23 protein-coding genes and 4 riboswitches are annotated in these 26,986 nt (G+C 67.7%); of the genes, 8 read left to right on the top strand and 15 right to left on the bottom strand.

The window, feature by feature from the left end; genetic code table 11:
- Positions 1-79: 79 nt before the first annotated feature.
- From G559_RS0116075 to G559_RS0116100, 6 genes are all read right to left on the bottom strand, one after another.
- Positions 80-1,009 (bottom strand): NAD-dependent epimerase/dehydratase family protein, encoded by a 930-nt coding sequence (locus G559_RS0116075; protein ID WP_028629219.1) that lies wholly within the window; start codon positions 1,007-1,009, stop codon positions 80-82.
- Positions 1,002-1,886 carry a sugar nucleotide-binding protein gene (locus tag G559_RS0116080; protein WP_028629220.1) on the bottom strand — a complete coding sequence of 295 codons (885 nt, stop codon included), beginning with the start codon at positions 1,884-1,886 and terminating at the stop codon, positions 1,002-1,004. The genes G559_RS0116075 and G559_RS0116080 overlap by 8 nt, the downstream gene beginning before the upstream one ends.
- Before the next feature lie 112 nt (positions 1,887-1,998).
- Positions 1,999-2,754 carry a precorrin-4 C(11)-methyltransferase gene (cobM, locus tag G559_RS0116085; protein WP_028629221.1) on the bottom strand — a complete coding sequence of 252 codons (756 nt, stop codon included), beginning with the start codon at positions 2,752-2,754 and terminating at the stop codon, positions 1,999-2,001.
- A 5-nt stretch (positions 2,755-2,759) separates the two neighbouring features.
- Positions 2,760-3,161, bottom strand: a complete 402-nt coding sequence (locus G559_RS0116090) for a cobalamin biosynthesis protein (RefSeq protein ID WP_028629222.1) — start codon at positions 3,159-3,161, stop codon at positions 2,760-2,762.
- Positions 3,158-3,868 carry a CbtA family protein gene (locus G559_RS0116095; RefSeq protein ID WP_028629223.1) on the bottom strand — a complete coding sequence of 237 codons (711 nt, stop codon included), beginning with the start codon at positions 3,866-3,868 and terminating at the stop codon, positions 3,158-3,160. The genes G559_RS0116090 and G559_RS0116095 overlap by 4 nt, the downstream gene beginning before the upstream one ends.
- Before the next feature lie 11 nt (positions 3,869-3,879).
- Positions 3,880-4,071 (bottom strand): CbtB domain-containing protein, encoded by a 192-nt coding sequence (locus tag G559_RS0116100; protein WP_028629224.1) that lies wholly within the window; start codon positions 4,069-4,071, stop codon positions 3,880-3,882.
- A 98-nt stretch (positions 4,072-4,169) separates the two neighbouring features.
- Positions 4,170-4,386: riboswitch (cobalamin riboswitch) on the bottom strand.
- A gap of 58 nt (positions 4,387-4,444) precedes the next feature.
- A riboswitch (cobalamin riboswitch) is annotated at positions 4,445-4,637 on the top strand.
- 92 nt (positions 4,638-4,729) lie between these two features.
- Between G559_RS0116100 and cobW the strand changes: the two genes are divergently transcribed.
- The gene (gene cobW / locus G559_RS0116105; RefSeq protein WP_028629225.1) at positions 4,730-5,782 is read left to right on the top strand and encodes a cobalamin biosynthesis protein CobW; all 1,053 of its coding nucleotides are present in this window, start codon (positions 4,730-4,732) and stop codon (positions 5,780-5,782) included.
- 41 nt (positions 5,783-5,823) lie between these two features.
- A complete protein-coding gene (gene cobN / locus G559_RS0116110; protein WP_028629226.1) occupies positions 5,824-9,558 on the top strand; it encodes a cobaltochelatase subunit CobN in 3,735 nt (1,244 codons plus the stop codon).
- Between the two features lie 174 nt (positions 9,559-9,732).
- On the opposite strand, the gene G559_RS0116115 is transcribed toward cobN, so the two are convergent.
- Positions 9,733-10,824 (bottom strand): 3-deoxy-7-phosphoheptulonate synthase, encoded by a 1,092-nt coding sequence (locus G559_RS0116115; protein ID WP_028629227.1) that lies wholly within the window; start codon positions 10,822-10,824, stop codon positions 9,733-9,735.
- A 516-nt stretch (positions 10,825-11,340) separates the two neighbouring features.
- Between G559_RS0116115 and G559_RS0116125 the strand changes: the two genes are divergently transcribed.
- Positions 11,341-12,342 (top strand): ATP-binding protein, encoded by a 1,002-nt coding sequence (locus G559_RS0116125; RefSeq protein WP_028629228.1) that lies wholly within the window; start codon positions 11,341-11,343, stop codon positions 12,340-12,342.
- On the top strand, positions 12,324-12,998 hold the full coding sequence (locus G559_RS0116130) for a vWA domain-containing protein (RefSeq protein WP_155945731.1): 675 nt from the start codon (positions 12,324-12,326) through the stop codon (positions 12,996-12,998). Before G559_RS0116125 ends, G559_RS0116130 begins: the two co-directional genes overlap by 19 nt.
- A 49-nt stretch (positions 12,999-13,047) precedes the next feature.
- Here G559_RS0116130 and G559_RS0116135 read toward each other — a convergent pair whose 3' ends face one another.
- The 8 genes from G559_RS0116135 to G559_RS0116170 form a co-directional block, all read right to left on the bottom strand.
- Complete coding sequence (locus tag G559_RS0116135) at positions 13,048-14,079, bottom strand: FecCD family ABC transporter permease (protein WP_028629230.1); 1,032 nt, start codon at positions 14,077-14,079, stop codon at positions 13,048-13,050.
- Positions 14,076-15,035 carry an ABC transporter substrate-binding protein gene (locus G559_RS0116140; RefSeq protein WP_028629231.1) on the bottom strand — a complete coding sequence of 320 codons (960 nt, stop codon included), beginning with the start codon at positions 15,033-15,035 and terminating at the stop codon, positions 14,076-14,078. Before G559_RS0116140 ends, G559_RS0116135 begins: the two co-directional genes overlap by 4 nt.
- Complete coding sequence (locus G559_RS0116145; RefSeq protein WP_028629232.1) at positions 15,032-15,802, bottom strand: ABC transporter ATP-binding protein; 771 nt, start codon at positions 15,800-15,802, stop codon at positions 15,032-15,034. Before G559_RS0116145 ends, G559_RS0116140 begins: the two co-directional genes overlap by 4 nt.
- The gene (locus G559_RS0116150; RefSeq protein ID WP_028629233.1) at positions 15,802-17,919 is read right to left on the bottom strand and encodes a TonB-dependent receptor; all 2,118 of its coding nucleotides are present in this window, start codon (positions 17,917-17,919) and stop codon (positions 15,802-15,804) included. The genes G559_RS0116145 and G559_RS0116150 overlap by 1 nt, the downstream gene beginning before the upstream one ends.
- Positions 17,920-18,029: 110 nt before the next feature.
- Positions 18,030-18,236: riboswitch (cobalamin riboswitch) on the bottom strand.
- Positions 18,237-18,463: 227 nt separating this feature from the next.
- Positions 18,464-19,171, bottom strand: a complete 708-nt coding sequence (locus G559_RS0116155; RefSeq protein ID WP_028629234.1) for a (2Fe-2S) ferredoxin domain-containing protein — start codon at positions 19,169-19,171, stop codon at positions 18,464-18,466.
- Complete coding sequence (locus G559_RS0116160) at positions 19,168-19,899, bottom strand: cobalt-precorrin-6A reductase (RefSeq protein ID WP_028629235.1); 732 nt, start codon at positions 19,897-19,899, stop codon at positions 19,168-19,170. The genes G559_RS0116155 and G559_RS0116160 overlap by 4 nt, the downstream gene beginning before the upstream one ends.
- Positions 19,896-20,993 carry a cobalt-precorrin-5B (C(1))-methyltransferase gene (locus G559_RS0116165; RefSeq protein ID WP_028629236.1) on the bottom strand — a complete coding sequence of 366 codons (1,098 nt, stop codon included), beginning with the start codon at positions 20,991-20,993 and terminating at the stop codon, positions 19,896-19,898. The genes G559_RS0116160 and G559_RS0116165 overlap by 4 nt, the downstream gene beginning before the upstream one ends.
- 38 nt (positions 20,994-21,031) lie before the next feature.
- Entirely contained in the window at positions 21,032-22,231 is a 1,200-nt protein-coding gene (locus G559_RS0116170) for a bifunctional cobalt-precorrin-7 (C(5))-methyltransferase/cobalt-precorrin-6B (C(15))-methyltransferase (RefSeq protein ID WP_028629237.1), read from the bottom strand.
- A gap of 80 nt (positions 22,232-22,311) precedes the next feature.
- Positions 22,312-22,506: riboswitch (cobalamin riboswitch) on the top strand.
- An 87-nt stretch (positions 22,507-22,593) separates the two neighbouring features.
- Here G559_RS0116170 and cobG point away from each other — a divergent pair.
- The 4 genes from cobG to cobJ are packed head-to-tail and all read left to right on the top strand — an operon-like array spanning position 22,594 to position 26,934.
- Entirely contained in the window at positions 22,594-23,910 is a 1,317-nt protein-coding gene (gene cobG, locus G559_RS0116175; RefSeq protein WP_028629238.1) for a precorrin-3B synthase, read from the top strand.
- Positions 23,907-24,533 carry a precorrin-8X methylmutase gene (locus G559_RS0116180; protein ID WP_028629239.1) on the top strand — a complete coding sequence of 209 codons (627 nt, stop codon included), beginning with the start codon at positions 23,907-23,909 and terminating at the stop codon, positions 24,531-24,533. The genes cobG and G559_RS0116180 overlap by 4 nt, the downstream gene beginning before the upstream one ends.
- Entirely contained in the window at positions 24,530-25,279 is a 750-nt protein-coding gene (locus G559_RS0116185) for a precorrin-2 C(20)-methyltransferase (protein ID WP_028629240.1), read from the top strand. Before G559_RS0116180 ends, G559_RS0116185 begins: the two co-directional genes overlap by 4 nt.
- Positions 25,279-26,934 (top strand): precorrin-3B C(17)-methyltransferase, encoded by a 1,656-nt coding sequence (gene cobJ / locus G559_RS0116190; RefSeq protein WP_028629241.1) that lies wholly within the window; start codon positions 25,279-25,281, stop codon positions 26,932-26,934. The genes G559_RS0116185 and cobJ overlap by 1 nt, the downstream gene beginning before the upstream one ends.
- The last annotated feature ends 52 nt before the right edge of the window (positions 26,935-26,986 follow it).

A 26,986-nucleotide genomic window follows, 5' to 3' on the forward strand; every position in this document is an offset into this window, starting at 1 on the left:
CACTCCCCTGGCAACCGCCCAGTAAAAAGGCGCCTTCGGGCGCCTTTCATGTGTTGGCGAAGTACAGGGACAGGTGGGATCAGCGCCCCAACAGCCGCGCTACGCCCAGCTTGAGCGGGGTGGGTTGCGGGAAGTCATAGCGCAACAGCAGGCGGGCAGTGTTGGCCCGCGAATGACGGATATCCCCGGCGCGCGATTCGGCGTGGGTCACCGGCGGCAAGCCACCCAGTACGTCGCCGATAGCGGCCAGCAGTTGCTTGAGACTGGTGGCCTGATTGAGACCCACGTTTACCGGCCCGACTTCAAGCCACTCCGCTTCCAGGGCCTGCACCAGCACCTGCACCAGATCGCCGACATAGACAAAGTCGCGGGTCTGCTCGCCATCGCCGAACACGGTGATCGGCAGCCCGGCCAGCGCGCGCTCGGTGAAGATGCTGATCACCCCGGAATAGGGTGAGGATGGGTCCTGGCGCGGACCGAAGATATTGAAGAAGCGGAATACCGCCGGTTCCAGCCCGTGCTGGCGGCGATAGAAATCCAGGTACTGCTCGCTGGCCAACTTGTCCACCGCGTAGGGTGTCAACGGCGCCTTGGGCGTGTCCTCATCAATCGCAGTGCCTTCGCCGTTCTGGCCATAGACCGCTGCGCTGGACGCGAAGATCACCCGCTTGACGCCGTGCTCGCGCATGGCCTCGCAGACATTCAGGGTGCCAATGAAATTGCTCTGGTGGGTCGCCACCGGATCGTCCACCGAGGCCTGCACCGACGCCACCGCCGCCAGATGCGCCACTGCCTTGCAGCCAGCCATGGCGCGAGTCAACAGGGCCGCGTCGGCCACATCGCCCTCGATCAGCTCCAGCTTTGGGTTGTCCAGTGCCAGGTTGGAACGTCTGCCGGTGGAGAGGTTGTCCAGCACGCGCACGGCATGGCCCTTGGCGAGCAGCGCATCGGCCAGGTGCGAGCCGATGAATCCGGCGCCGCCGGTGATGAGGATGGGGGAATCAGCCATGGCGGTAGTAGCGGTCCAGCAGGGTCGGCAGCGCAGCACGCCAGGCGCGCGGCTTGATGCCGAAGGTATGGAGGATTTTCTTGCAGGCCAGCACTGCGTTCTGCGGCTCGTCCGCCGCATCGGGACGGGCGGCGTGGGCTTGGGGCGTGATGTCCTGCACCGTCAGCGGATGCAGGCTGCGGGCCTCGCTGAGCAGGGCCTGGCCCAGTGCGAGGGGCGTGGTCGCTTCGTGGCCACCGTAGTGATAGGTGCCCCAGAGCGGCGCGGCGCAGTCCAGCTGTTTGATCACGGCCAGCAACACCCGCGCAGCATCGTCAACCGGGGTGGGGTTACCGCGGCGGTCGTCGGCCAGGCAAATTTCTTCGGCCCGCTCTGCACGACTGAGGAAACGCCCCAGGGAACCCTCGCGGCTGTCGTCCAGCAACCAGCCGAAACGCAGCAGCACGTGTTTGGGGCAGACGGCACGGACACTCTGTTCCATACGCCAGATCGCCTGACCGCGCTCGCTGAGCGGGACGGTTTCATCCTTCTCGCTGTAGGCCGTGGCGCGGGAGCCGTCGAATACCCGGTAGCTGGAGGGCTGCAGCAGGACGATGCTGTGGTGCTGGCAGAGTTCGGCCAGACGTTCCACGCCTCGCTCCTGGGCGGCCAGGCGGAGGCCACTGACTTCGTCGGCCTGGAACCAGTCGAAGTAGTAGGCGAGGTTGACCACGGCGTCAGGCCGGGTGTCATCGAGCAGCTGGGTCAGGCTGGCGGCGTCCCAACCCTGTTCGGGCGGGCGCGGAGCGAGAAAACCTATGTCTTCCTCGGCACCCTGGCGAATCAGCGCCTGTCCGAGTGAATTGCCGCCACCCAACAGCATCAAGCGCATTCGCATAGAGAAAAAGGTCGCTTAAAGCCGGTTAGAGAGAGTGCGCGGGCCAATTGCCCGCCGCATAAGAGCCGCATTCTGCGGGTTTCACCGGCGTACGTCACTAGCCGCGTGGCGGCTACGCCTTGCCGGGTCGGTAGAGATGAGCGTGATCGGCCCGATAAAGGGAGGAATCGGCAAAGCCTTCGGCGGCCAGCACCTCGCCCACCAGGATCAGCGCCGTGCGGCGGAAATCCCGTGCCGTGACCTTGGGCAGGATGTCCCCCAGGGTGCCGGTGACCTGCTCCTGGTCCGGCCAGCTGGCGCGATGGATCACGGCAATGGGGCAGTCGGCGCCGTAGTGCGGCAGCAGTTCTTCGATTATTTTCGCCAGTTGGCTCACGCCCAGGTGAATGGCCATGGTCGCGCGGTGACGGGCCAGATCGCCTAGTTCTTCCCCTTCAGGCATGCGCGTCTTGCTGGCGTAACGGGTGAGGATCAGGGTCTGGGAAACCTCCGGCAGAGTCAGCTCGCAACCCAGCAGCGCGGCGCACGCGGCAGTCGCCGTTACCCCCGGCACCACTTCGAAGGGGATGTCCCGTTCGCGCAGGTGGCGAATCTGCTCGCCGATGGCGCCGTAGAGCGATGGATCACCCGAATGCACCCGCGCCACGTCCTGGCCCCTGGCATGGGCTTCGACCAGCAGCGTGACGATCTCATCCAGATGCAGTTCAGCGGTGTTTACCACCAACTCCGCGCGGTGCCCGGCCAGCACGGCCTCGGGCACCAGCGAACCGGCGTAGAGAATCACCGGACAGGCGCGGATCAGGCGCTGGCCCTTCACGGTAATGAGTTCTGGATCGCCGGGGCCGGCGCCGATGAAATAGACCGTCATGGCCGTCAAGCCTCGTGCAGGATGCAGGCCAGGGCGCAAGTAGCACCGGCGCTGCGACGTTTGTCGATGAGCAGGGCGGCGCGACCGCCGAACAGGACTTCGATCTGGACCAGGGCGGCGGCCTCCGCCACGCCCGCACTGCCGGCGACCTCCCGGACACGCTCGGAGGGCTGGCTCAGGCGCATGTCCTCCGCAACAAGGATATCCGCAGGCAGGAAATACAGCGGCAGCCGCAACCGCTCGGCCAGGGCGATCAGCCCCGGCTCCGCGGCCTTCGCCTCACTGCTGGCCAGCGCGGCCAGATCATCGAGTGAAGCGCCGGCTTCGGCAAGGCACTGCATCAGCAGGCCTTGCAATTCGTCCGTCGGGCAGCCGCGTCGGCAGCCCAGCCCAGCGACCAGCTTCAAGCAGACGGCGACGCGTGACGCTGGTACAGCCAGGCCGCGGCCCAGCCCAGCACGGCCCAGAACGCCGCATTGGTGATCAGGGAAGCAGCGATGAACTCATGTTCCAGCGCTTCCGGCGCCAGGCTGGAGTGGGCTTCGGGCTGCGGCGCACCTACGACATGAGGGATCACCAGCAGTACGACGCCCAGCACGCGCAGAGCCCAATGGCGGCCGAAGGCAATGAGCGCCAGCCCCACGGCAGTGGAAGCGGCAGTGCCGACCCACCAGGTCTGACGATGGGCCAGATCAGCGGCGGCGGTGCCCGGCAGTTCCGGCGGCAAGCCAAGGGACGGTGCCAGGGCGAACGTGGCGAAACCACTCAGGCCCCAGAGCAGGCCCTGCCAGGCACGGGTCGGGCCACGCAGGCTGAACAGTCCGGCAAGAATCAAGGCGAAACCTACTGCGACCACCAGGTTGCTGCCACCCGTGGAGAGGGTGCGCTGCCAACCATCTTCCGGCGCCCAGGCTTCGGCGCTGTGTTCGTGGGTATGGGCCACGGCAGCTCCACCATGCTCATGGTCGTGCTCAACCTGAGCGACAGGTTCGGCGTTTTCATAGGTTTCCGCCTGGAGAATCAGCGGGGTGACCCACAGGCTCTGCAACAGGGTCAGCACCAGGGCTGCGATCAGACCAGCGAAACCGGCGGTCTGGGCGATGCGCTTGATCATCCGGGAATCACTCAATGGCAGGGGAAGGCGGCACTGTGGCGAGTGTCGTGAGCGGCGTTGTGCACGGCCTCGATATGCGAGAAGCCGGCGAAATACACCAGGGACAGGCCGATCAGGCTGGCACCGATGGCCAGCAGCAGGCGTTGGGCCAGGGTCGAGGAAGAAGCGGCGGAATGGGACAAGGTGCGGCTGGACATGGAGATTCCCTCTGCGTTGCTAACGATACCGGCAGAGGAACGCGCGCGAGGGAAGCGGGCGCAGGAGCACCCCGATTTCCGGCTTGCGCCCGCCCACCGCGGGTTGCCAAAAAGCTGATCAGGCCGGTCTCCGGGCTCACGACGCCAGCCTGTGGCTGGACGGGCATGCCTTCCCATGCCGTGTCGGCACAGTGGCGTACTTAACCCTACGATCGCTTACCGTTGCGGGGGCAGCGTCGGACTAGTCCGAAAATGGACGCACCGACTTCCCGTTTCACCTCGCGTACGGCGACGCAAGGCACCTGAAAAAACCGTGCTAGGACATCACGAGTCCGACCAAGCGTCAACTGCCGTGATTGACCGTCGCCCAGGCGCTGCGTAGCCTTCGCCCTTTCGAGGTTCTCCGGCTGTACGCCGGAGCTAAGAGGGAACGTGGTCAAGGCCACGGCTGCCCCCGCAACTGTGAACGCCCCCAGGCCTTTCGAAACGCCACTGCGCAAGCGGGAAGGCGAAGGTGCCGCGCCAAGCGCAGGGTCGTGAGCCAGGAGACCTGCCTCGACGACATTCCAGACAACCGGGCGGGGTGATCCGGTGGCGAATCCGTTGCGCGGGGCGAGCCCCGCTGCGTTCGTCATGCCCGCCGACCGACCACGCAGAGGCGCGCATGAAAACCCTGGCCAAACTCCCCGTCACCATCGTCACCGGCTTCCTCGGCTCCGGTAAGACCACCCTCCTGCGCCACATGCTGGACAACGCTGAAGGCCGCCGTATCGCGGTGATCGTCAACGAGTTCGGCGAGCTGGGCATCGACGGCGAGATCCTCAAGCAGTGCTCTATCGGCTGCACCGAAGAAGAGGCCGTTGGCCGCGTCTTCGAGCTGGCCAACGGCTGCCTGTGCTGCACCGTGCAGGAAGAGTTCTTCCCGGTCATGCGCGAATTGGTAGCGCGCCGTGGCGACCTTGACCAGATCCTCATCGAAACCTCCGGCCTCGCCCTGCCCAAGCCGCTGGTACAAGCCTTCCAGTGGCCGGAGATCCGCAATGCCTGCACCGTCGACGCCGTCATCACCGTGGTCGACAGCCCGGCCGTGGCCGCTGGCACCTTCGCCGCCCACCCCGAGCAGGTGGACGAGCAGCGCAAGCAGGACCCGAACCTCGACCATGAATCCCCCCTGCACGAACTGTTCGAAGACCAGTTGGCCAGCGCCGACCTGGTGATCCTCAACAAGGCCGACCTGCTCGACGCCGAGGCCCTGGCCGCCGTGCGCGCCGAGGTGGCCGAGGAACTGCCACCTGCGGTGAAGATCGTCGAAGCCAGCGCCGGCAAGCTGCCGCTCAGCGTGCTGCTGGGCCTGAACGCCGAGGCGGAACTGCACATCGACAGCCGCCCCACCCACCATGACCACGAAGGTCATGAAGACCACGACCACGACGAGTTCGACTCCTTCCACGTCGACCTGCCGGAAGTGGAAGAAGCCGCCCTGATCAAAGCCCTCGGCCAACTGGTGGAGCGCCACGACATCCTGCGCATCAAGGGCTTCGCCGCCATCCCCGGCAAACCCATGCGCCTGCTGATCCAGGGCGTCGGCAAGCGTTTCGACAAGCACTTCGACCGCAAGTGGCTGACCGACGAAACCCGCAGCACCCGCCTGGTGGTGATCGGTCAGGAACTGGATCAGGCAGTGATTGCCAACGAGCTGCGCACGGCTCTCGTATGAAACGCATTCAAATCCCCTCTCCCAGAGGGAGAGGGGAGTAAATGCACCTCCTGCGCACCCAACCCGGCGGCTTCGTCCCGGACGACGGCATCGCCCACCTGGCCCAGACACCCGCCGAACTGGTGATCCTCTGCAGCGGCGACTCGCACCTGGCGCTGCTGGCCGAGGCCGCCCGCGAATTGCCCGACGACTACCCGAGCCTGCGCCTGGCCAACCCCATGCAGTTGCAGAACCACGCCTCGGTGGACCTCTACGTCGACGAGGTGCTGCAGCATGCCAAGGTCATCCTGATCTCCGTTCATGGCGGCGTGGGTTACTGGCGCTACGGCATCGAGCAACTGGTGGCCCTGGCCGAACGGGGAGCGAAGCTGATCCTGGTGCCGGGCGACGACCGTCCCGACCCGGAGCTGGCCAGCCTGTGCACGGTCCCCGCGGAAGACGCCGAGCGCCTCTGGCAGTACTTGCGCCAGGGCGGCCTCGACAACGCCCGGCAGTTGTTCAACTGCCTGGCCAACCGCTGGTTCGACCGTGATTGCCCCTGGAACGAGCCTCAGGCCCTGCCCCGTGTCGCCCTCTACCACCCGCGCTTACGCCCGGCGCGGCTGGAAGACTGGCAGGCCGACTGGCGCTCCGATCAGCCGGTCGCCGCGCTTCTTTTCTATCGCACCCACTTGCAGGCCGCGAACACGGCCTTTATCGACGCTTTCTGCGAGCGCCTCGCCGCCCAGGGGCTGAATCCCCTGCCCATCGCCGTCGCCAGCCTCAAGGAAGCGGAGTGCCTGGCGGCTGTGGAAAACTGGCTGGACGCCGCAGGTGCAGGGCTGATCATCAACACCACCGGCTTTGCCCAGTCGAACCCGGACGCCCCCAGCCTGCGCCCGTTCCGCCGCGACATTCCGGTGCTGCAGGCCATCTGTTCGCTGGACAACGAACCGCTCTGGCGTGACAACCCGCAGGGCCTGGGTCCGCGCGACCTGGCCATGCACATCGCGCTGCCGGAACTGGACGGCCGCATCATCACCCGCCCCATCAGCTTCAAGGGCCTGGCCTGGCGCAGCGAGCGCAGCCAGAGCGACGTGGTCTGCTACCTGCCGCAGCGGGAACGCATGGACTTCGTCGCCGAACTGGGACGACGCTGGTGCGCGCTTTCGCGCAAGGCCAATGCCGACAAGCGCGTGGCGCTGATCCTCGCCAACTACCCTACCCGCGACGGCCGTATCGGCAACGGCGTGGGCCTGGATACCCCGGCCGCCGCGCTGAACATCCTTCGCTCCCTGGAAGCCGAAGGCTATCCATTGGCCGGCCTGCCGGAGAGTGGCACCGCGCTTATCCACAGCCTGCTCGGCGGTGTCAGCAACGACCTGGACAGCCTCGATGCGCGCCCCTGCGCCCAGAGCCTGGCCCTTTCCGACTACCTCGCCTGCTTCGCCCGCCTGCCAGAGGCCAACCAGCGCGCGGTCATCGAGCGCTGGGGGGAGCCGCAGCAGGACCCGATGTTCCGCAGCGGCCGCATGATGGTGGCCGGCCTGCGCTTCGGCCTCGTTTTCGTCGGCATCCAGCCGGCGCGCGGTTACCAGCTCGACCCAGCGGCCATCTACCACGATGCCGACCTGGTGCCGCCCCACGGCTACCTCGCTTTCTACTTCTGGTTGCGCGACGTGTTCGCCGCCGATGCGCTGATCCACGTCGGCAAGCACGGCAACCTGGAATGGCTGCCGGGCAAGGGCGTCGGCCTGTCCGCCGAATGCTGGCCGGACGCGGCGATGGGTCCGCTGCCGAACATCTACCCGTTCATCGTCAACGACCCCGGCGAAGGCGCGCAGGCCAAGCGCCGCGCCCAGGCGGTGATCATCGATCACCTGATGCCACCGCTGACCCGCGCCGAGAATTACGGCCCGCTGCGCGACCTCGAGCGCCTGGCCGACGAGTACTACGACGCCTCCTTGCTCGACCCGCGCCGCGCCGTGCAGCTGCGCGGAGAAATCCTCGAACTGGTGAAGGCAACGGCCCTGGATCGCGAACTGAACCTGGTCATCAGCGACGACCCGGAGAGCTGGTTGCCGCAGCTGGACGCCTACCTCTGCGACCTCAAGGAATCGCAGATCCGCGACGGCCTCCACGTGTTTGGCGAATCTCCCGCAGGACGCTTGCGCGACGACACGCTGCTGTCCCTGGTGCGCATCCCTCGTGGCGACGGCAAGGGCGCCAACGCCAGCCTGCTGCGCGCCCTGGCCAACGACCTGCAACTGGGCCGCGACCCGCTCGACCTCAATTGGGCCGAACCCTGGGAAGGCCCTCGCCCGGCATGGCTGGACGCAGTCAGCAATGAGCCCTGGCGCAGCAATGGCGACACACGCGAACGTCTGGAGCTGCTGGCCCTGGGCCTGATCCAGACCACTGACTTCGGCTCCATTGGCCCGGCCAGCGATGCGGTTATCCACAACCTGCGCGCCGTCATCGCCCCCACCCTGGACGCCTGTGGCGATGCCGAGATCGGCGGCGTCCTGGCGGCGCTGGAAGGTCGCTTCGTCCCGCCCGGCCCCAGTGGCGCCCCCAGTCGCGGACGTCTCGACGTGCTACCCACTGGGCGCAATTTCTTCACCGTCGATGTGCGCAACCTGCCCACGCCCACGGCCTGGCGACTGGGTTTCCAGTCCGCCAGCCTGCTGCTGGAACGCCACCTGCAGGACCACGGCGACCACCTGCGCCAGCTCGGCATTTCCGTCTGGGGCACCGCCACCATGCGCACCGGGGGTGATGACATCGCCCAGGCGCTGGCATTGATGGGCGTACGCCCGGTGTGGCAGGCCGGCAGCCAGCGGGTCGAAGACTTCGAGATCCTGCCGCTATCCCTGCTCGACCGCCCTCGGGTGGACGTGACCTTGCGCGTGTCGGGCTTCTTCCGCGATGCCTTCGCCAACCTCATCCGCCTGTTCGACGCGGCCGTGCAGGCCGTGGCCGAACTGGATGAGCCGGAGGATATGAACCCGTTGGCGGCGCGGGTGAAAACGGAAAGCGAACGCCTCACCGACGAGGGCCTGCCCGCCGAGGATGCGCGCCTACAAGCCGGTTGGCGCGTGTTCGGTGCCCAACCCGGCGCCTATGGCGCAGGGGTGCAGGGCGCTATCGAGGAACGCCAGTGGCAGGACCGCGCCGAGCTGGCCGAGGTCTACCTCAACTGGGGCGGCTACGCCTACGGCGCCCAGGATGCCGGCACCCCGGCGCGGGAGCGCTTCGCCCAGCGGCTGCGGCGGCTGCAAGCCGTGCTGCAGAACCAGGACAACCGCGAGCACGACATCCTCGACTCCAACGATTACTACCAGTTCCAGGGCGGCATGCTCGCCGCCGCTGAAACCCTGCGTGGCGAGAAAGTGGCCAGCTACCACGGCGACCATAGCCAGCCGGACCTGCCGCGTATCCGCTCGCTGAAAGAAGAACTGGCTCGCGTGGTCCGCTCCCGTGCCGCCAACCCGAAGTGGATCGCCGGCATGAAGCGCCACGGCTACAAGGGCGCCTTCGAACTGGCGGCGACGGTGGATTACCTCTTCGCCTTCGACGCCACCAGCGAACTGATCGACGACCACCAGTACCAACTGCTGGCCGACGCCTACCTGCTGGACGCGGACACCCGCGAATTCATTCGCCAGCACAACCCCGAAGCCCTGCGCGACATCGCCGAGCGGCTGGTGGAAGCGCAGCAGCGCGGGCTCTGGGAGAACCCGGGGGAATACCGCGAGGCAATCGAGAACCTGCTGCTGGATAGCGAGGAGCAGTGAGAGAAGCAGGGAGGATTCCCTGAGAGTCCGAGCCGGTGGCCAATGCCCTCACCCCAACCCTCTCCCGGAGGGAGAGGGAGCAGTCGGCGCCAGTCAGGCTCGTGAGTCCCCCCTCTCCTGTTGGGAGAGGGGCCGGGGGTGAGGGAAGCTCTGGTCCACTCAGAGTCCGGAAGCTCACCCGCGCAAACGCACTGCTGCCTCCCGCAGGATCGCCTCCGTCCCTGCCCAGCCCAGGCAGCCGTCGGTGATTGAAACCCCGTAGCGCAAATCGCAGGACAGCGACTGCGCGCCATCGAATAGGTGGCTCTCGATCATCACCCCGCGCAGGGCGTCCTGGCCGGCCAGGCGTTGGTCGATCACGTCCTGCAACACGGCCGGCTGGCGCAGCGGGTCCTTGCCGCTGTTGGCATGGCTGCAATCGACCAGGATGCGCGGCGCGATGCCGAGTTTCTCCAGGCCGGCACGGGCGGCCTGCACGCTGGCCGCGTCATGGTTGGGCCCCTGGTGACCACCACGCAGCACCAGATGGGTATCCGCGTTGCCGGCGGTCTGCACCAGCGCCGGACGCCCCAGTTCATCAATGCCGAAATGCTGGTGGGCATGGGCGGCCGAGCGCATGGCGTCGGTGGCGATACCGAGGCTGCCATCGGTTCCGTTCTTGAAGCCCACGGGCAGGTCCAGGCCGCTGACCATCTCGCGGTGGATCTGCGACTCGCTGGTGCGCGCGCCGATAGCGGCCCAGCTCAGCAGGTCGTCCAGGTAGCCGGCGACCAGCGGTTGCAGCAGCTCAGTCGCGACCGGCAGGCCCAGCTCGGCCATCTCCAGCATCAGTCGGCGGCTCAGGGTCAGGCCTTCCGCCATGTCGCCACTGCCGTCCAGGTGCGGATCGTAGACCAGGCCCTTCCAGCCCACGGTGGTACGCGGCTTCTCGACGTAGGCGCGCATCACCAGCAGCAACTGGTCGCTGACTTCTGGCGCCAGGGCGGACAGGCGGCGGGCGTAGTCGAGGGCGGAATCCGCATCGTGGATGGAGCAGGGGCCTACCACCACCAGCAGGCGCGAATCTTCGCCATCCAGCACGGCTCGCACTGCCTCGCGCTGGGCGTTGATCTGGCGGGCAATGGCATGGCTCAGCGGCAGGCGCTGGCGCAGTTCGGCGGGGGTGGGCAGTGGTTGGGTGCTGCGCGACGTAGGCAGGGCAGTCTCCAGCGCCATGGCGTGGAGTGGCTGTACAGCGGTGGGCAGAACGGAAACGGAAGAATTCATGACTGGCATCCTCAGCCGGCGCGGCTCGATCCGCGCGCGGCGCTATCTGGGTGTTCGATTCAACGGTGTCTGGGCTGTAATGGAGCGGCTAAATCGCCAGTCGGAGTTGCGGTAATAGGTCTGGTAGGTGCGGTAGCTGATCATGGTGCGATCCTCGGATTTCATGTGTTTGGCCTTGTGGGCCGGAAAACAAAAACCCCCGGTCGGGTTGCCGACCGGGGGTTTCGTGGAGCTTTGGCGGCGACCCTGCTGGAGTGGGCCGCCTGATGGGTATCAGGTCAGCCCGTGGCTAAACCAATACCCATAGAAATAGCTGGCCGCAGCGGCCACACGCTCACCTGCCACGGCGCGAGCCGGGGAAGCGATGAGCGAAGTGGAAGCGACGTGCGGCATGACAATCTCCAAAGCGAATGCTGGCTAACCTACTGCATCGCCACGCGCCGTTCAATCACTGATTTCTATCGGCGCGTTCGGGCTTTCGCTAACATGCCCGCCATGCGTTTCCAGGAACCCGCCATGTCCGACCTTCCCCACTTTCCCCTGAGCGCAGTCGTCGGTTCCGATGAACTGAAACTGGCGCTCTACCTCGCCGCCATCGACCCCGCCATCGGTGGCGTGCTGATCGAGGGCCCGCGTGGCATGGCCAAGTCCACCCTGGCCCGTGGCATCGCCGACCTGCTACCGGAAGCCCTCTTCGTCACCCTGCCCCTGGGTGCCAGCGAGGAACGCATCGTCGGCACCCTGGACCTGGATGCGGCGCTCGGCGAAGGCCGCGCACAGTTCTCCCCCGGCGTGCTGGCCAAGGCCCACGGCGGCGTGCTCTATGTGGATGAAGTGAACCTGCTGCCCGACCACCTGGTGGACCTGCTGCTGGATGTGGCCGCCAGTGGTGTGAACCAGGTAGAACGCGACGGCATTTCCCACCGTCACCCCGCGCGCTTCGTGCTGATCGGCACCATGAACCCCGAGGAAGGCGAACTGCGCCCGCAACTGCTGGACCGCTTCGGTCTGAAGGTGCTGCAGAACGGTCAGCCGCAGCCTGCCGAGCGCGCCGAGATCGTCCGCCGTCGCCTGGCCTTCGACGCCGATCCGCAAGGCTTCATCGCCCAATGGAATGGCGCGCAACAGGCCCTGGCCCAGCGCTGCCAGGACGCCCGCGCCCGTCTGGCGGCCATTCCGCTGGACGATGCCGCCCTGGATGAAATCGCCCAACGCTGCTTCGCCGCCGGCGTCGACGGCCTGCGCGCCGATCTCGTCTGGCTGCGTGCCGCCCGCGCCCACGCCGCCTGGCGCGGCTCCGATCGCATCGAGGCTGCGGACATCGACGCCGTCGAGCACTTCGCCCTTGCCCACCGTCGCACCCACACCCCGCCGCCCACCGCACAGCCTCCGCAGTCGCCGCCCGCCCAGTCGCATACGCAGGCGTCCGGTGGCGAAGGCCAGTGGGGAGAACTGCCCGCACAAGCCGTCCCCATGGGAGAACGGCGCGACCTGCCGCGCTGGCCAAAAAAGCCCTGAGCATCCGCCCGCGCACGGTCACAGGGGCGGGTGCCCGGCCCAGACCCGGCACTCTCGGCAACGGTCGCAGCGGCGCTCGCCGCGCAGGAATAGAGGGCGCCATCCAATGGCTGCCGACCCTGCTGCGCGGCCGCCCGCGCAAGTCGGTCGATCTCGTCCGCGCGCCACGCAGCCAGCGCCCCGATGAGCTCTGGCTGGTGATCGTCGACGCCTCCGCTTCCACCCGCCGCCATGGTGCGTTGTCCCAGGCCAAGGGGCTGCTGGCCGGACTCTTCGAAAATGCCTACCGCCAGCGCGCCCGCCTCGCCGTGCTCCACGCCACCGGCCGCCAACCGCAGTGGCTCTGGCAAGGCAGCAAGGCCTCTCCCGCCCTGCACCATTGGCTCGCCGAACTCGGCGCCGGTGGCGGCACGCCGCTGATCGAGGCCTTGCAGCAATCCGCCCACTGGCTGGCGCGGCGACAACGGCAGAAGCCGGCCGAGGCGCAGCGGATGCTGGTCCTCACCGATGGCCGTTTGAAGGAGTGGCCGACGCTTGATCCGCTCAGTTGCCCGACCTTGCTGGTGGATATCGAAGGCGGGGCGATCCGGCTCGGGCGGGCGAAACAGCTGGCGCAGGAGCTAGGGGCGGAGTACCGGGTCATTTCCGAGCTCTAGCGCGCCCTCCCCCCCGGCCCCTCTCCCAGAGGCAGAGGGGAGACAAACCTCACGCCCGCCGTCGCAGCAGTACCGCAAAGAACAGTCCGCCAATCGCCGCCGTGGCGATGCCGATCGGCAAGTCCTGCGGCGCCAGCAAGGTTCGCGCGGCGACATCGACCCAGACCAGGAACACCGCCCCCAGCAGCGCGCACACCGGCAACAGGCGCCGGTGCTCGGCGCCCACCAGGCGCCGGGCCAGGTGCGGCAGCATCAGCCCGACGAAGCCGATGGCGCCGCTCAGGGAGACCAGCACGCCGGTCAGCAGGGAAGTGCAGAGGAACACCAGCAGGCGCAGGCGACGCGGGTCCTGCCCCAGGCTCACGGCGCTCTGTTCGCCGGCCATCAACGCGTTGAGCCCACGCCCCAGGCTGAGCAGGATCAGCAACGACAGGCCCACGCAGATACCCGGCAACCAGAGCAGCTCCCAGCGCGCCAGCCCCAGCCCGCCAAGCATCCAGAACACCACGGAGGTCGCTGCGTGAGGGTCGCCGAGAAACAGCAGCAGATTGGCCAGCGCCATCATCAGGAACGACACCGCCACCCCGGCCAGCAGCAGCCGATCGCTGGCCAGGCGCCCCTGGCGACTGGCGATGGCCAGCACCAGCAGCATGCTCAGCAGCGAACCGACGAAGGCCGCCAGAGGCAGGCTGTAGCGACCGAGCACCTCGCCCAGGGCGAGCACCATCACCACCGCGCCCAGCGCCGCGCCGGAGCTGACACCCAACAGGTGCGGGTCGGCCAGCGGGTTGCGGGTAGCCGCCTGCAGCGCGCAACCGGCCAGCGCCAACCCGGCGCCCACCAGCGCACCGAGCACTACCCGCGGCGCACGGATCAGCCAGACGATGCTGTCCTGCCCCGCCGTCCAGCTCGACGCCTCCGGCATCAGGCCGAACACGCGCTGCGAGACGATGCCCAACACCTGTTCCGGCGCCAGACTCACCGCACCAAAGGCCAGGGAAGCGACGCAGGAGACCAGCAGCACCGCCAGCAGACCGAGCACCAGCAGGCGATAGCCGCTGGCGCTGCGTACCGGGTTCATGGCCACAACCCGGGATGCAGGGCCGCCGCCAGGGTTTCGATGGCCGTGACGTTATCCACACTGGGCGTGACCTGCAGGTAGGGCAGCACCACGAAGCGCTTCTCGCGGATCGCACGCACCTGCTGCAGTGCCGGGTGGCTGAGGAGGAATTCGCGCTTCTGCTCGGCACTGACCACGCCGTAGTCGACGATCAGGATCACCTCCGGGTCGCGCTCCACCACCGTTTCCCAGTTCACCCGCGACCAGCTCGAAGCCAGATCGTCCATCAGGTTGCGTCCACCGGCCGCCTCGATCAGCGCCTGCGGCATGGCCAGGCGACCCGCCGTGAAGGGTCGGTCCTCACCGCTGTCATAGAGGAATACGCCCGGCGCCCGCGCGTCTTTCGGCACGCTCTGGCGCACCCGTTCCACCCGGCCACGCAGGTCGCTCACCAGCGCGTCGGCGCGCGGCTCCACATCGAAGATGCGCCCCAGGTTGAGCAGGTCGGCGTAGAGATCCTCGAGACGCGCGGCGTCACGCGGCATCACGTGGGCACAGGACTCGGTCAGCTCGTACACCGGAATGCCCAGCGGCGCGAGCGTGGCCGGCGTGACCTCGCCCCCCACGTGCATGCCGTAGTTCCAGCCGGCGAAGAACAGGTCGGCACCGGCATTCAGCAGGTTTTCCACCGAGGAGTAGCGAGGTGCCAGCTCGGGCAGGCCGGTGAGCTGCTCGCGAAACTCATCGTCCAGGGTTTTCCAGCCGCTGATGCCGCTGTAGCCCGCCATGTTCGGGCGCAGGCCGAGGGCGAGCAGCATGCCGGTCAGGTTGACGTCCTGGCTGACGGCGCGCTGCGGCGCACGCTCGAAACGCACGTCGCGCTGGCAACTGGTGACGGTGACCGGGTAGTGCCCGGCCTGGGTGAGTGTGGCGACGAACAGCAGACTCGCGCCCAGGGACATGAGAAATGGCTTCATCGGGTGATCCAGGTAATCCGTGGGTGACCGGCAACGGGATGGAGGTCCACCAGCGCCTCGGTGCCGAACACCTGCAGCAGCAGGGCTTCAGTCAGCACCTCGGCCGGTGTGCCGCTGGCCACCAGGCGGCCGCCGTCGAGCACATGGAGGCGGTCGCAGAAGGCGGCGGCCAGGTTGAGGTCGTGGAAGCTGGCGAGAACACCCAGCCCCAGGCTGCGGAGCTGGCGCAGCAGGTCCAGTTGGTAGCGCGGGTCCAGGTGGTTGGTCGGCTCGTCGAGGATCAGGACCTGGGGTTGCTGCACCAGGGCGCGGGCCAACAGCACGCGCTGCTTCTCGCCGCCGGACAGGTTTTCGAAGGGCTGGATGCGACGCTCCACCAACCCCACACGCGCCAGCGCCTCATCCACCAGGCGCTGGTCTTCTTCGCTGTCACCGTCCAGCAACCCCTTGTGCGGCATGCGTCCCATGGCGACCACCTCTGCCACGCTGAGGCCGAAGTCCTGGGGAAACTCCTGCAGGACCACGGCGATGCGCTGGGCGCTCCAGCGTGGTGATTGCCGCCAGAGGTTGGCGCCCTCCAGCTCGACGCGGCCCTGCTGGGGGCGATGGAAGCGATAGGCGCAACGCAGCAGGCTGGTCTTGCCGCTGCCGTTGGGGCCGATGAGCCCGACGAATTCGCCCTCCCCCACCACCAGCTCGATGCCTTCCAGCAAGGACTGGCCCGGGCTCGGAGCCCAGGCCAGGTCGTGCAGCGAAAGGCGCGCCATCAGAACGTGATGTCCGTGGTGACGAAGAACGAGCGCGGCTCGCCGAGGAACCACTGCTGGCCGCTGTTGGTCTGGCTCACCGCGTACTGGCGGTCGAACAGGTTGTTCAGCTCCAGGCCCAGGGTCAGCTGGGGCGTGGCGCGCCAGCTCAGGTTGGCGTCTGCCACTGTGTAGCCGGGCACCTCAACCTGGTTGGCGGTGTCGGCGTAGCGGTCATCCACGTAGCGCAGGCCGGCGCCCGCGCGAACATTGCCGGGCAGCGCCTTGTTCACCCAAAGGTTGGCGGTGCGACGCGGCACGTCCACCGGGCGATTGCCGGCGCGGGAAACGCCGCCCTGATAGAACTCGTCGTATTCGGCGCGTACCACCGAGGCGTTGGCCGACACCTGCCAGCCTCGGGCCAGGCTCAGCTCCAGGCTGGCTTCGATGCCGTCGGCGGATTGCTGGCCGATCGGCTCGGCGACACGGGTCACCGGGTCGGTGGTCAGCAGCTTCTCTTTGACGATGTGGTAGCCGGCCACCGTCCACTGCCCGCGCCCTTCCCAGAACTGCTGCTTGAAGCCGAGCTCGGTCTGACGGGCCTCGGTGAGGTCCATCTGCTGTTGGGTCGGGTTGAGGCTGATGAGGTTGTTCACCCCATCCTTGCTGGTGCCGTACTGGCCGTAGAGCGAGGCATTCGGCGTCAGTGCGTAGACCAGGCCCGCGCGCCAGTTGCCGCCGGAAAGGCTGCGGTCGCTGCGGGTGCCGGCGCGCAGATCGTCACGGTCGATGTGCACCTGGTCGCGGCGCGCACCGGTGATCAGGGACCAGCGCTCGCTGAGCTGCAGCTGATTCTCGGCGAACAGGGCGAAGGTGCGGGTCTGGCTGCGCGAGTGCGGGCGGTACTCGGAGGCGCTCTGGTAATAGCCAGGCGCCGGGTTCCAGGGGTCGATGTAGTCGCCGCCGATATCGTTGTAGGGCGAGTTGTTGGTCAGGTCGAAGCGGATGCGGTTGACCTCCGTGCCCACCAGGGTGCGGCTGGCCAGACCCAACAGCGAATGATCGAAGGTGAAGGTCTGGCGATCGCCGATCTGCTGCTGATGGTGCTTGATGCGCAGGTAGTCGCTGCGCAGCATGTCCTCGCGGCTGTCGTCCCAGGTGTAGGCCTCGGCATTGCGCCAGTAGCGCCGCGACTTCAGGTAGTAGAGCTGGTTGCTGGCGCTGACCTGGTCGGAGAGGGTCCAGTCGGTGGACAGGCGGGTCCACTGGTCGTTGTAGTGCTGCTCGGCATTGCGCAGGTTGTAGTTCTTCTCCCGCGGGCTCTCGCGGTAGCGGTCGTTGATCAGCGGGGTGCCGAAGTAGCTGCCGGGCTCCAGGTCGCCCTGGTCATGGGCCAGGGTAAAGGCCAGGTCGTCGCTGGCCTGCCAGCGCAGGGCGGCACCCAAGCTCAGGCTCCGGGCATCGCCCCGGTCCACCCAGCCCTGGGTCGCCTGGCGGTTGACGGTGGCGCGGTAGCTCAGGCTGTCGCTGAGGGAGCCGCCGCTGTCCAGGGCGAACTGGCTGCGATCGTAGGAGCCGTAGCCCAGGCGCACCTGATTGCGGATTTCGCCCTCGAAGGGCGTCTTCGACAGGTAGTTGATCACCGCCCCGGTAGCGCCTTCGCCATAGAGACTGGAGGCCGGACCGCGCAACACCTCGATGCCCTCCAGTTGCCAGGGATCGGTGGGGAACGTGGTGGTGCCCATGCCGGTGTAGAGGCGGATGCCGTCGAACAGTTGCATCACCGAGGCATGCCCGGTGAAGCCCCGCGCCGAGAGGCCGGTGCCGCCGTCGCCGGGGGTGCCGATGAAGCTGAGGCCGGGGGTGCGGGTCACGGCGTCCTGGGCGCTGCGGGCATTGCGCTCGCGCAGGGTGTCGCCGCTGAGGGAGGTGGTGCTGGCCGGGGTTTCCAACGCGGAGAGGCCGAGCCGCGAAGCGGTTGACTGGGGCTTATGCAGATCGGTTTCGGCAGGTTCCAGGACCTGGCCATCGACCTGGGTGGCCGCCAGGCTCAGGGCCGGGGATTCAGCGAAGGCTGAGAATGTCGCCAGCAGGCCGGCGAGGACGAGCAGGGATGAAGACTGGGGATAGCGCGCCATGGGAATTCCAATTCAGGGTGCAAGGCACGGCAATCCCGATGGAACGCGCAAAAGCAGACGCGGGCGCGCAGGCACCCACGGTCAGCGTCAACGCCCGCCCACCGCGGGTTGCCAAACGAATGCCTCAGGCCGGTCTCCGGGCTTGTGAGGGTCATGAAAACCTCGCCTTCCCATGCTGTGCAGCACAGTGGCCTGTTGAGGGTTTCGCTCACTTACCGTTGCGGGGGCAGCGCCGGACTGGTTCCTCTCGGAACGCACCGGCTTCCCGTTTCACCTCACGCGCGGCGGCGTGAGACACCTGAAGCGGCGCGGATAGGAACATTCGTGGGTGGGGGAGTCAAGCTCAGCGCCGGCGGGAAACCCGCAATAATCCCGGTGCGCAAACTGGATAGTCGGGCGGCTCCCAGCCTCCTGGGGCGCAATGGAGTCATTCGTTCAGAACATCTGAAGGTGATCGCTGAACACGCCGAACTCAGCAATGTGAGGTTGCAGGCGGCAACGTTCCATGACCCTTACCGGGCTCGCCGGGGCGCTTCCCGGCGCCCTACGTCTTAATCAACAAATCCGGCACCTGGCGCTCTTCCACGATCCGCTCCTGCACCCAGCGCAGGACCTCTTCCTCGTCACGCATCCGATACCACTCCCCGTCGGGATAGAGGCTGGCGGTGGGGCCGAGGTCGCAGGGGAACTGGCACTGGGTACGGGTGATGTGCACGCCGCCTTCACACTCCAGCTTGCCCGTGGCCTTGAGGGTTTCGCGCAGCTTCTTCCACAACGGCAACGCACCACGGCGGGTGCAGCGGGGGCCGTTGCACAGCAGCAGGCGGCGGGCATGGGGCGGAATGCAGGACCAGGCGTGGCTGGCGGGAATCGCCGGCACACTCGCGCACTCCAGGTGCAGTTCGGCACGCCCGGCCAGTGCACAAGCGGCACCGGCCGGATCGCTGTCGAACTGGCCGAGGAGGCTGGCGACGAAGAGGTGCTCCGGAGCGTCCAGAGCCGCCAGCTCGCTGCGCAGCCAGTCCAGATGCTGGGCGGACGATTGCGGGTCGAGGTCGATCACCAGCAATGGGCGGGGACTGGCCTGCACCGTCTGCCAGAGCCCGTCATGACCGGCTGAGGTGTCGACGATATCGGCCAGCGCCTCCTCGCCACGCAGGGCGATGAGCTGGCGACGGAAGAGTTCGGCGAAAGAGCCTTCGGCAAGGTCCGGCCCGGCGAACAGCACGCGGGCGTAAGGTGTTGCGGTCATGGGGTGTCCAGATGGATGGCGAGGGCCTGCCAGAGGCCTTCGACGGAATCGAATTCACGGGCCACGGGCGGCAGCTCCGGGCGCTTGAGGATCAGTATCGGCAGCCCCAGCTCGCGGGCCACTTGCAGCTTGGGTTCGGTGGACTGGCTGCCGCTGTTCTTGCTGATCAGCACGTCGCTGTGCAGCCGCGCGAACAACTCACGCTCGCCGTCCAGATCGAAGGGGCCACGGGCGCCGATCACCTCAAAGCGTTCACCCGCCGGCTGCCCCTGCAGGCAGCGCACGGTCCAGTGCTGCTGCGGCGGGATCTCGTGCAGGTGCTCCAAAGGTTCGCGGCCGAGGGTGAAGAAGGGGCGACGGAAACGCTTCAGGGCTTCGATCAGCTCGGCCCAATCGGCCACCTCTTGCCAGTCGTCATCCGGGCTTGCCTGCCAACCGGCGCGACGCAAGGCCCAGCAGGAAATGCCCGCCTGTTCGGCCGCCGTCGCGGCGTTCCGGCTCATCTGTGCGGCGTAGGGATGGGTGGCATCGACCAGCAGATCGATGCCCTCCTCCGCGATGAAATGCGCCAGTCCCTCGGCGCCGCCATAGCCCCCCACGCGTACCTGGCAGGCCAGGTCATCCGGCACCTTGCCAAGGCCCTTGAGGCTGTAGACATGTTCGGGGCCGAGGCGGCGCGCCAGCGCCAGGGCTTCGCTGACGCCGCCCAGCAGGAGGATGCGTTTCATCGTTGCTCCACAGCCTCGCCGACGATATTGCCCTGGCGATCGATGGCGAAGACTTCCAGCGCCACGCTGGCCGGCACCGTCTTGCGGGCGAAGGCCAGGGCGTGGGCGCAGACCATATTGCCCAGGGGAATGCCGGCGTCATGGGCCATGACCAGCGCCAGCTGGCTGGTATTGGCACCGCGCATGGCCGCCTGCAATTCGGCGCTTGCGCCCAGTTCGGCAGCCCACTGCGCCAACAGCGGCAGGTCGATGCTGGAGTTGCGGCTATGCAGGTCCATATGGCCGGCGGCGAGTTTGCTGATCTTGCCGAAGCCGCCGCACAGGCTGAGTTTTTCCACGGGTGCCTTGCGCAGGTGCTTGAGCACGGCACCGGCAAAGTCGCCCATCTCGATCAGCGCGGTGTCGTCCATGTGGTAGCGACGGCGCATGGCGTCTTCGCTGGCGTTGCCGGTGCAGGCCGCCAAGTGGGTGAAGCCGTTGGCGCGAGCGACATCGATGCCCTGATGGATCGATGCGATATAGGCCGAACAGGAGAACGGTCGGACGATTCCGGTGGTGCCCAGGATGGAAAGGCCGCCGAGAATGCCGAGGCGCGGGTTCATGGTTTTCAGCGCCAGCGCCTCGCCGCCCTCGACGCAGATCGTCACCTCGAAGCCGCCGGCAAACCCGTGGTCGCCAGCGAGTCGAATGAGGTGCTCAATCATCATCTGCCGGGGTACCGGATTGATCGCCGGCTCGCCCACGGCCAGCGTCAAGCCGGGTTTGGTGACGGTGCCTACGCCGGGGCCGGCATGGAAACGCACACCCGGCGCGGTAGCCAGGCGCACCTGGGCGTAGATCAGCGCGCCATGGGTCACGTCCGGGTCGTCGCCAGCGTCCTTCAGGGTGCCTGCCTCGGCGCCGCCCTCGATCAAGCGACAGAACTCCAGGCGCATCAGCACCTGCTGGCCCTTGGGCAGGACGATCTCCACCGCATCCGCCGCCACGCCGCCCAAGAGCAGGCGCGCCGCGGCCAGACTGGTGGCCGTGGCGCAGCTGCCAGTGGTGTAGCCACTGCGCAGGGGAGCGGGTTGTTCGGGGGTTTCGTCACGCATGGAGAATGGCGGGTCCGCTCAAGGGTTTTACCTAGGGATCACTTGGTCACTTCAAGCAAGGTAATCGGCAACGCCGAACGCCAGGTATCGAAGCCGCCCAGCGGCTGTGCCTGGGCGACGGCGATGCGGGTGAGTTCGCCGCCGTGCAGCTCGCGAAAAGCTACCAGCATGGCTTCGCTCTGCAGGGTCACGGCGTTGGCGACCAGGCGACCGCCGGGCTTGAGCTGGTTCCAGCAAGCGTCCAGCACACCGGGCTCGGTGACGCCGCCGCCGATGAAAATGGCATCCGGCGCGGGCAAGCCCTCCAGCGCCACCGGGGCCTGACCGGCGACCAGTTGCAGACCGGGCACGCCAAGGGCATCGCGGTTGTGGCGGATATGTGCCTGGCGGCCTTCGTTGGCTTCGATGGCAATGGCACGACAACCCGGGTGTGCGCGCATCCACTCGATGCCGATGGAGCCACAACCGGCGCCTACATCCCAGAGCAGCTCGCCAGGACGTGGCGCCAGCCGCGCCAGGGTGACGGCGCGGACATCACGCTTGGTGAGCTGGCCGTCGTGGCGGTAGGCGTCGTCGGGCAGGCCGGTGGTCAGCGGCAGCGAGCGAGTGCCTTCGTCGGGGTGCACTTCGACCGCCAGCAGATTGAGCGCGGCAGCCTCGGTGAGGGACCAGTCGCTGGCGATGCCGTCGATGCGTCGTTCACGTTCGCCCCCCAGGTGCTCCAGCACGCTGAGCCGACTCGGGCCGAAACCACGCTCGGCCAACAACGCGGCGATGGCCGCCGGGCTGCTGCCGTCATTGCTCAGCACCAGCAGGCGGGCGCCATCGTGAAGGTGAGCATTCAACGCAGCCAGGGGACGGGCGACGACCGAGAGCAAGGTCACGTCCTGCAGCGGCCAGCCCAGCCGCGCGGCGGCCAGCGAATAGGACGATGGCGCCGGGATCACCCGCATCTCCTCCGCAGCCACCTGCCGCGCCAGGCTGGCACCGACACCGAACAGCATGGGGTCGCCGCTGGCCAGCACGCAGACCGGAGTGCCGCGCTTTTCCAGCACCGGAGCCAGGGAAAAGGGGCTGGGCCAGGGGCTACGACGCGCGCGGATGCAGCGCGGCAGGAGGTCGAGCTGGCGCGGGCCACCGACTACTTCGGCGGCGCCCAGCAGGGCGTGGCGCGCGGCCTTGCCGAGGCCCGCGTAGCCGTCTTCGCCAATTCCCACCACGGTCAGCCAGGGCTGCATCTATTGTCCTCGAGTACGAAACTGCATGGGCCGTTCAGCTCCCGACAGGCAGCCTTTTCATAGGTCCGGGCAAAGCGGGCATAATAGCGCCCTTCATCGGTCGCTGGCGCTCACCTGACGAGCCCCAGCCTAAGAGGGAACACGGTCGAGCCGTGGCTGCCCCCGCAACTGTAAGCAGCGAGTCCATGCATTTCAGGCCACTGAACCCCGTTCGGGAAGGCCGCAATGGATGATGACCTGCCAGCCAGGAGACCTGCCGGTGGGACCAGTCGCGTGTGTACGCATCGAGCGGGGTGTATCGATGCAACGTTGTCCCTGACTCAGGGGCCCGGGTCGCCGCGACGCCAACCATGGTGACCTGAGTGAAGCACGCCCGGCCCACATCGCTATCCATCCGCCCCTCGGCCTGCCCGGGGCTGCTGCGTATCGTCCAGGCGAAGGACGGCGGCATCTGCCGGATCAAGCTGCCCTGCGGGCGCCTGAGCTCGGTTCAGGCCCGCGCCATCGCAACGGCCGCGAGTGCCTACGCCGGGGGGGTGATCGAGGCCACCAACCGTTCCAATCTGCAGATTCGTGGTGTGAAGCCCGGCGCCGAGCAGGCGCTGATCGACGCCCTCCTGGCCGCCGGCCTGGGCGCTGGTTCCCCTGGCGCCGACGATGTGCGCAATCTGATGGTCAGCCCGCTGGCCGGGCTCGACGCGACAGCCCTTGTGGATAGCTCGCCGCTAGCCAGGCAAATCCTCGCCCTGCTGCAGGACAAGGCGCACTTCCATGCCCTCTCGCCCAAGTTCGCCCTGTTGCTGGATGGCGGCGAATCCATGGCGATGCTGGAGCATCCCCACGATCTCTGGCTGTCGGCCATGGGTAAAGGTGACCACGCGCTATTCGCCTTCGGGCTGGCCGGCTGCCCACCACGAGCCGCCGACGACGCTCCCGCCCTGGCCGCCGTGCCGCGCGATCAGGTTCCAGCGCTGGTGGAAGCCCTGCTGGAACTGTTCCTCGAACTGGCCAGGCCCGAGCAGACGCGCATGCGCCACCTGCTTGCCGAACACCCGGAGGGCGACCTGTTGTTGCGCCTGCAACAGCGGCTGGACGTACCGTTGCTGCCGGTCGGTAACTGGCACCGCCCTGCCCCGCAACCCTTCGCCCACCTGGGGATACGCGACGGCCACCATGTCGGCGGTGCGCCGGCGCTGGGTCGCCTGGATTCAACACAGCTCGCCGCCCTCGCCGATCTCGCCGATGGACAGGGCGACGGCAACCTGCGCCTGACGCCCTGGCAATCGGTGCTGCTGCCCAATGCCCGGGATGCCGAATTCGTCCTGAACGCCATGCGCCACCTCGGCCTCGCCACGGAAGCGAGCGAGCCCCTGGCGCGACTGATCGCCTGCACCGGTTCGGCCGGCTGCGCCAAGGGCCTGGCCAATACCAAGGCCGACGCCCTGCTTCTGGCGCCGCTGCTGCCACCTGGCGCACTGGTGCACCTCAGCGGCTGCACGCGCTCCTGCGCCGCCGCCCATGTGGCGCCCTTCACCCTGCTGGCCAAGGCCCCGGGCCGCTATGACCTCTATCAGCGCGGCGGCGATGGCTTTGGCCAACTGCTGGCGCGCGACATCAGCCTTCAGGAGGCCGGCAAACGCCTGGCCTCCCCTCCTGACACCTGGAGTTCCACCCCATGATCGAGTACATCCGCGATGGTCAGGAGATCTATCGCAACTCCTTTTCCATCATCCGCGCCGAAGCCAACCTCGCCGGAATCCCCGCCGACCTGGAAAAGCTCGCAGTGCGGGTAATCCACGCCTGCGGCATGGTCGACGTGGTGGAAGACCTGCGCTTCTCCCCGGGTGCCGGAGCGGCCGGGCGCGCGGCCATTGCCAATGGCGCACCGATCCTCTGCGATGCGCGCATGGTGGCCGAGGGCATCACCCGCGCCCGCCTGCCGGCGGACAACCCGGTCATCTGCACCCTCAATGACCCCGGCGTGCCGGAGCTGGCGCGCGAACGGGGCAACACCCGCTCGGCAGTGGCGCTTGAGCACTGGCGCGAACACCTGGAAGGCAGCGTGGTGGTGATCGGCAATGCCCCCACCGCACTCTTCTACCTGCTGGAGATGCTCGACGCGGGCGCACCGAAACCGGCGCTGATCCTCGGCTTCCCGGTGGGCTTCGTCGGCGCGGCGGAGTCCAAGGAGATGCTCGCCGCCGACAGCCGTGGCGTGCCCTATGTGATCGTGCGCGGCCGTCGCGGTGGCAGCGCCATGGCGGCAGCGGCGGTCAACGCCCTGGCCACGGAGGTGGAATGATGAGGGGCAAAGGACGGCTGATCGGCCTCGGAGTAGGCCCCGGCGACCCGGAACTGATCACCCTCAAGGCGCTGCGCCTGCTGCAATCGGCGCCGGTGGTGGGCTACTTCGTGGCCAAGGCAAAGGCCAGCCAGGGCCAGGGCGGCAACGCCTTCGGCATCATCGAGCAGCACCTGACCGACACCCAGCAGCGCATGCCGCTGGTCTATCCGGTGACCACCGAAAAACTGGAGCCGCCGCTGTCCTACGAGACGGTGATCAGCGACTTCTACGACACCGCCGCCGAGCAGGTAGCCCAGCACCTGGACGCCGGCCGCGACGTGGCGGTGATCTGCGAGGGCGACCCCTTCTTCTACGGCTCCTACATGTACCTGCACGACCGCCTGGCCGAGCGCTACGAGGTGGAAGTGGTGCCTGGCGTCTGTTCCATGCTGGGCAGCGCGGCGGTGCTCGGCCTGCCCCTGGTGTACCGCAACCAGAGCCTCTCGGTGCTCTCCGGCGTACTGCCGGAAGATGAATTGAAGGTCCGCCTGCGCGATGCCGAAGCCGCCGTAGTGATGAAGCTCGGGCGCAACTTCGACAAGGTGCGCCGCGTCCTCCAGGACCTCGGCATCGCCAGCCGCGCCCATTACGTAGAGCGCGCCACCATGGCCAACCAGCGCATCGTGCCGCTGGATGAGGTGGACCCCATGGCGTCGCCCTATTTCTCGATGATCGTCATCCCCGGTCAGAAGTGGAGAGGTTGATGGAGCAGCACAACGCCCCGGCCATCGTCCTGCTCGGCAACGGCGGCCTGCCAACGGCTCGGCGCATCCAGGCGCTTTATCCACAGGCGCGCGTGCTTGGCCTGAATGGGCGCGTCGAAGGCGCGGACGAAGGCTATGCCGAGTTCGGCGACACCCTGCGCGGGCTGTACAGCAGCGATACGCCGATCATTGCCCTGTGCGCCGCCGGCATCGTCATCCGCACCCTGGCGCCACTGCTGGCGAGCAAGGGCGCCGAGCCGCCGGTACTGGCTGTCGCCGAAGACGGCAGTGCGGTGGTGCCGCTGCTCGGCGGGCTGGGCGGGGTCAACCGCATGGCGCGGGAAATCGCCGCCATGCTGGACGTGGCGCCGGCCATCACCACCAGTGGCGAGTTGCGTTTCGGCACCTGCCTGCTGGACCCACCAGCGGGCTACGCCCTGGCCGACATCGAACAGGGCAAGCGCTTCGTCTCCGACCTGCTGGGCGGCGAAGCCGTGCGCGTGCAGGGCGATGCGCCGTGGCTCGATGAGGTCCGCCTGCCCCTGGCGGACGAGGCGCAACGGGTTATCCACATCACCGCCGAAGCACGTCCGGCCGAGCGCCACGAACTGCTGATCCACCCTCGCGTGGCGGTCGCGCGAATCGATGGCGAGGCGAATGCCGATATCGTGCGCCAGGCCCTGGCGGATGCCGGTCTGGCGGCGCTGTCCCTGGCCTGCCTGTTGGCAGAGCGCGAGCGCATGACTGACCCCGTATTGGCAGCGACCGCCACCGAGCTAGACGTGCCACTGCGCTTTATTACCGAAGAAACCGCCCTGCCGCCCCTGCACCAGCAAGGCGATGGCATTCGCCTCTATCGGGCTGATGAGCCGCTCGACCCGGCCCTGATCGGCCAACCGCGCGGGCGCCTGACCGTGGTCGGCCTTGGCCCCGGCGCCGCCGAGTTCATGGTGCCGGCCGCTCGCCAGGCGCTGGACGAGGCCGAAGACCTGTTGGGCTACGAGACTTACATCCGCATGGCCGGCCCGTTGCGACCCGATCAGGTGGCGCACTGCACCGACAACCGCGAAGAACTGCAGCGGGCCCGCCACGCCTTCGAGCTGGCAGCCAGCGGCCGCCGCGTGGTGGTGGTGTCCTCCGGTGACCCGGGCGTCTTCGCCATGGCCGCCGCCGTGCTGGAGGCCCTGGACGAATCCCGCGATCCGCAGTGGTTACAGGTCGAGTTGCAGGTGTTCCCCGGCGTTTCCGCCGCCCTGGCCACCGCTGCCAAGGCCGGTGCGCCCCTAGGCCATGACTTCTGCCTGATCTCCCTATCGGACAACCTCAAGCCCTGGGAGGTGATCGAGCACCGCCTCGACCACGCCGCCGCCGCCGACCTGGCCATGGCCTTCTACAACCCCATCTCCAGGGCCCGCCCCTGGCAACTGGGCCGCGCGCTGGAGATCGTCGCCCGACATCGCCGGCCGGAAACGGTGGTGGTACTGGGTCGCGACATCGGTCGCCCGGCCGAAAAGCTCACCCTCACCAGCCTCGGCGAGCTGACCCCGGAGCAGGTGGACATGCGCACCCTGGTAATCATCGGCTCGTCGCTGACCCGGCGCGTGCCGAAGGGCAATGGCGAGGATTGGGTCTACACGCCGCGCTGGTATCGCTGAGCGGCTGCGTAATCTCCCCGCGAAACCCATCAACGCCACCCGATGGGTTTCG

This window comes from Metapseudomonas resinovorans DSM 21078 (genome assembly GCF_000423545.1).
GTDB lineage: Bacteria > Pseudomonadota > Gammaproteobacteria > Pseudomonadales > Pseudomonadaceae > Metapseudomonas > Metapseudomonas resinovorans.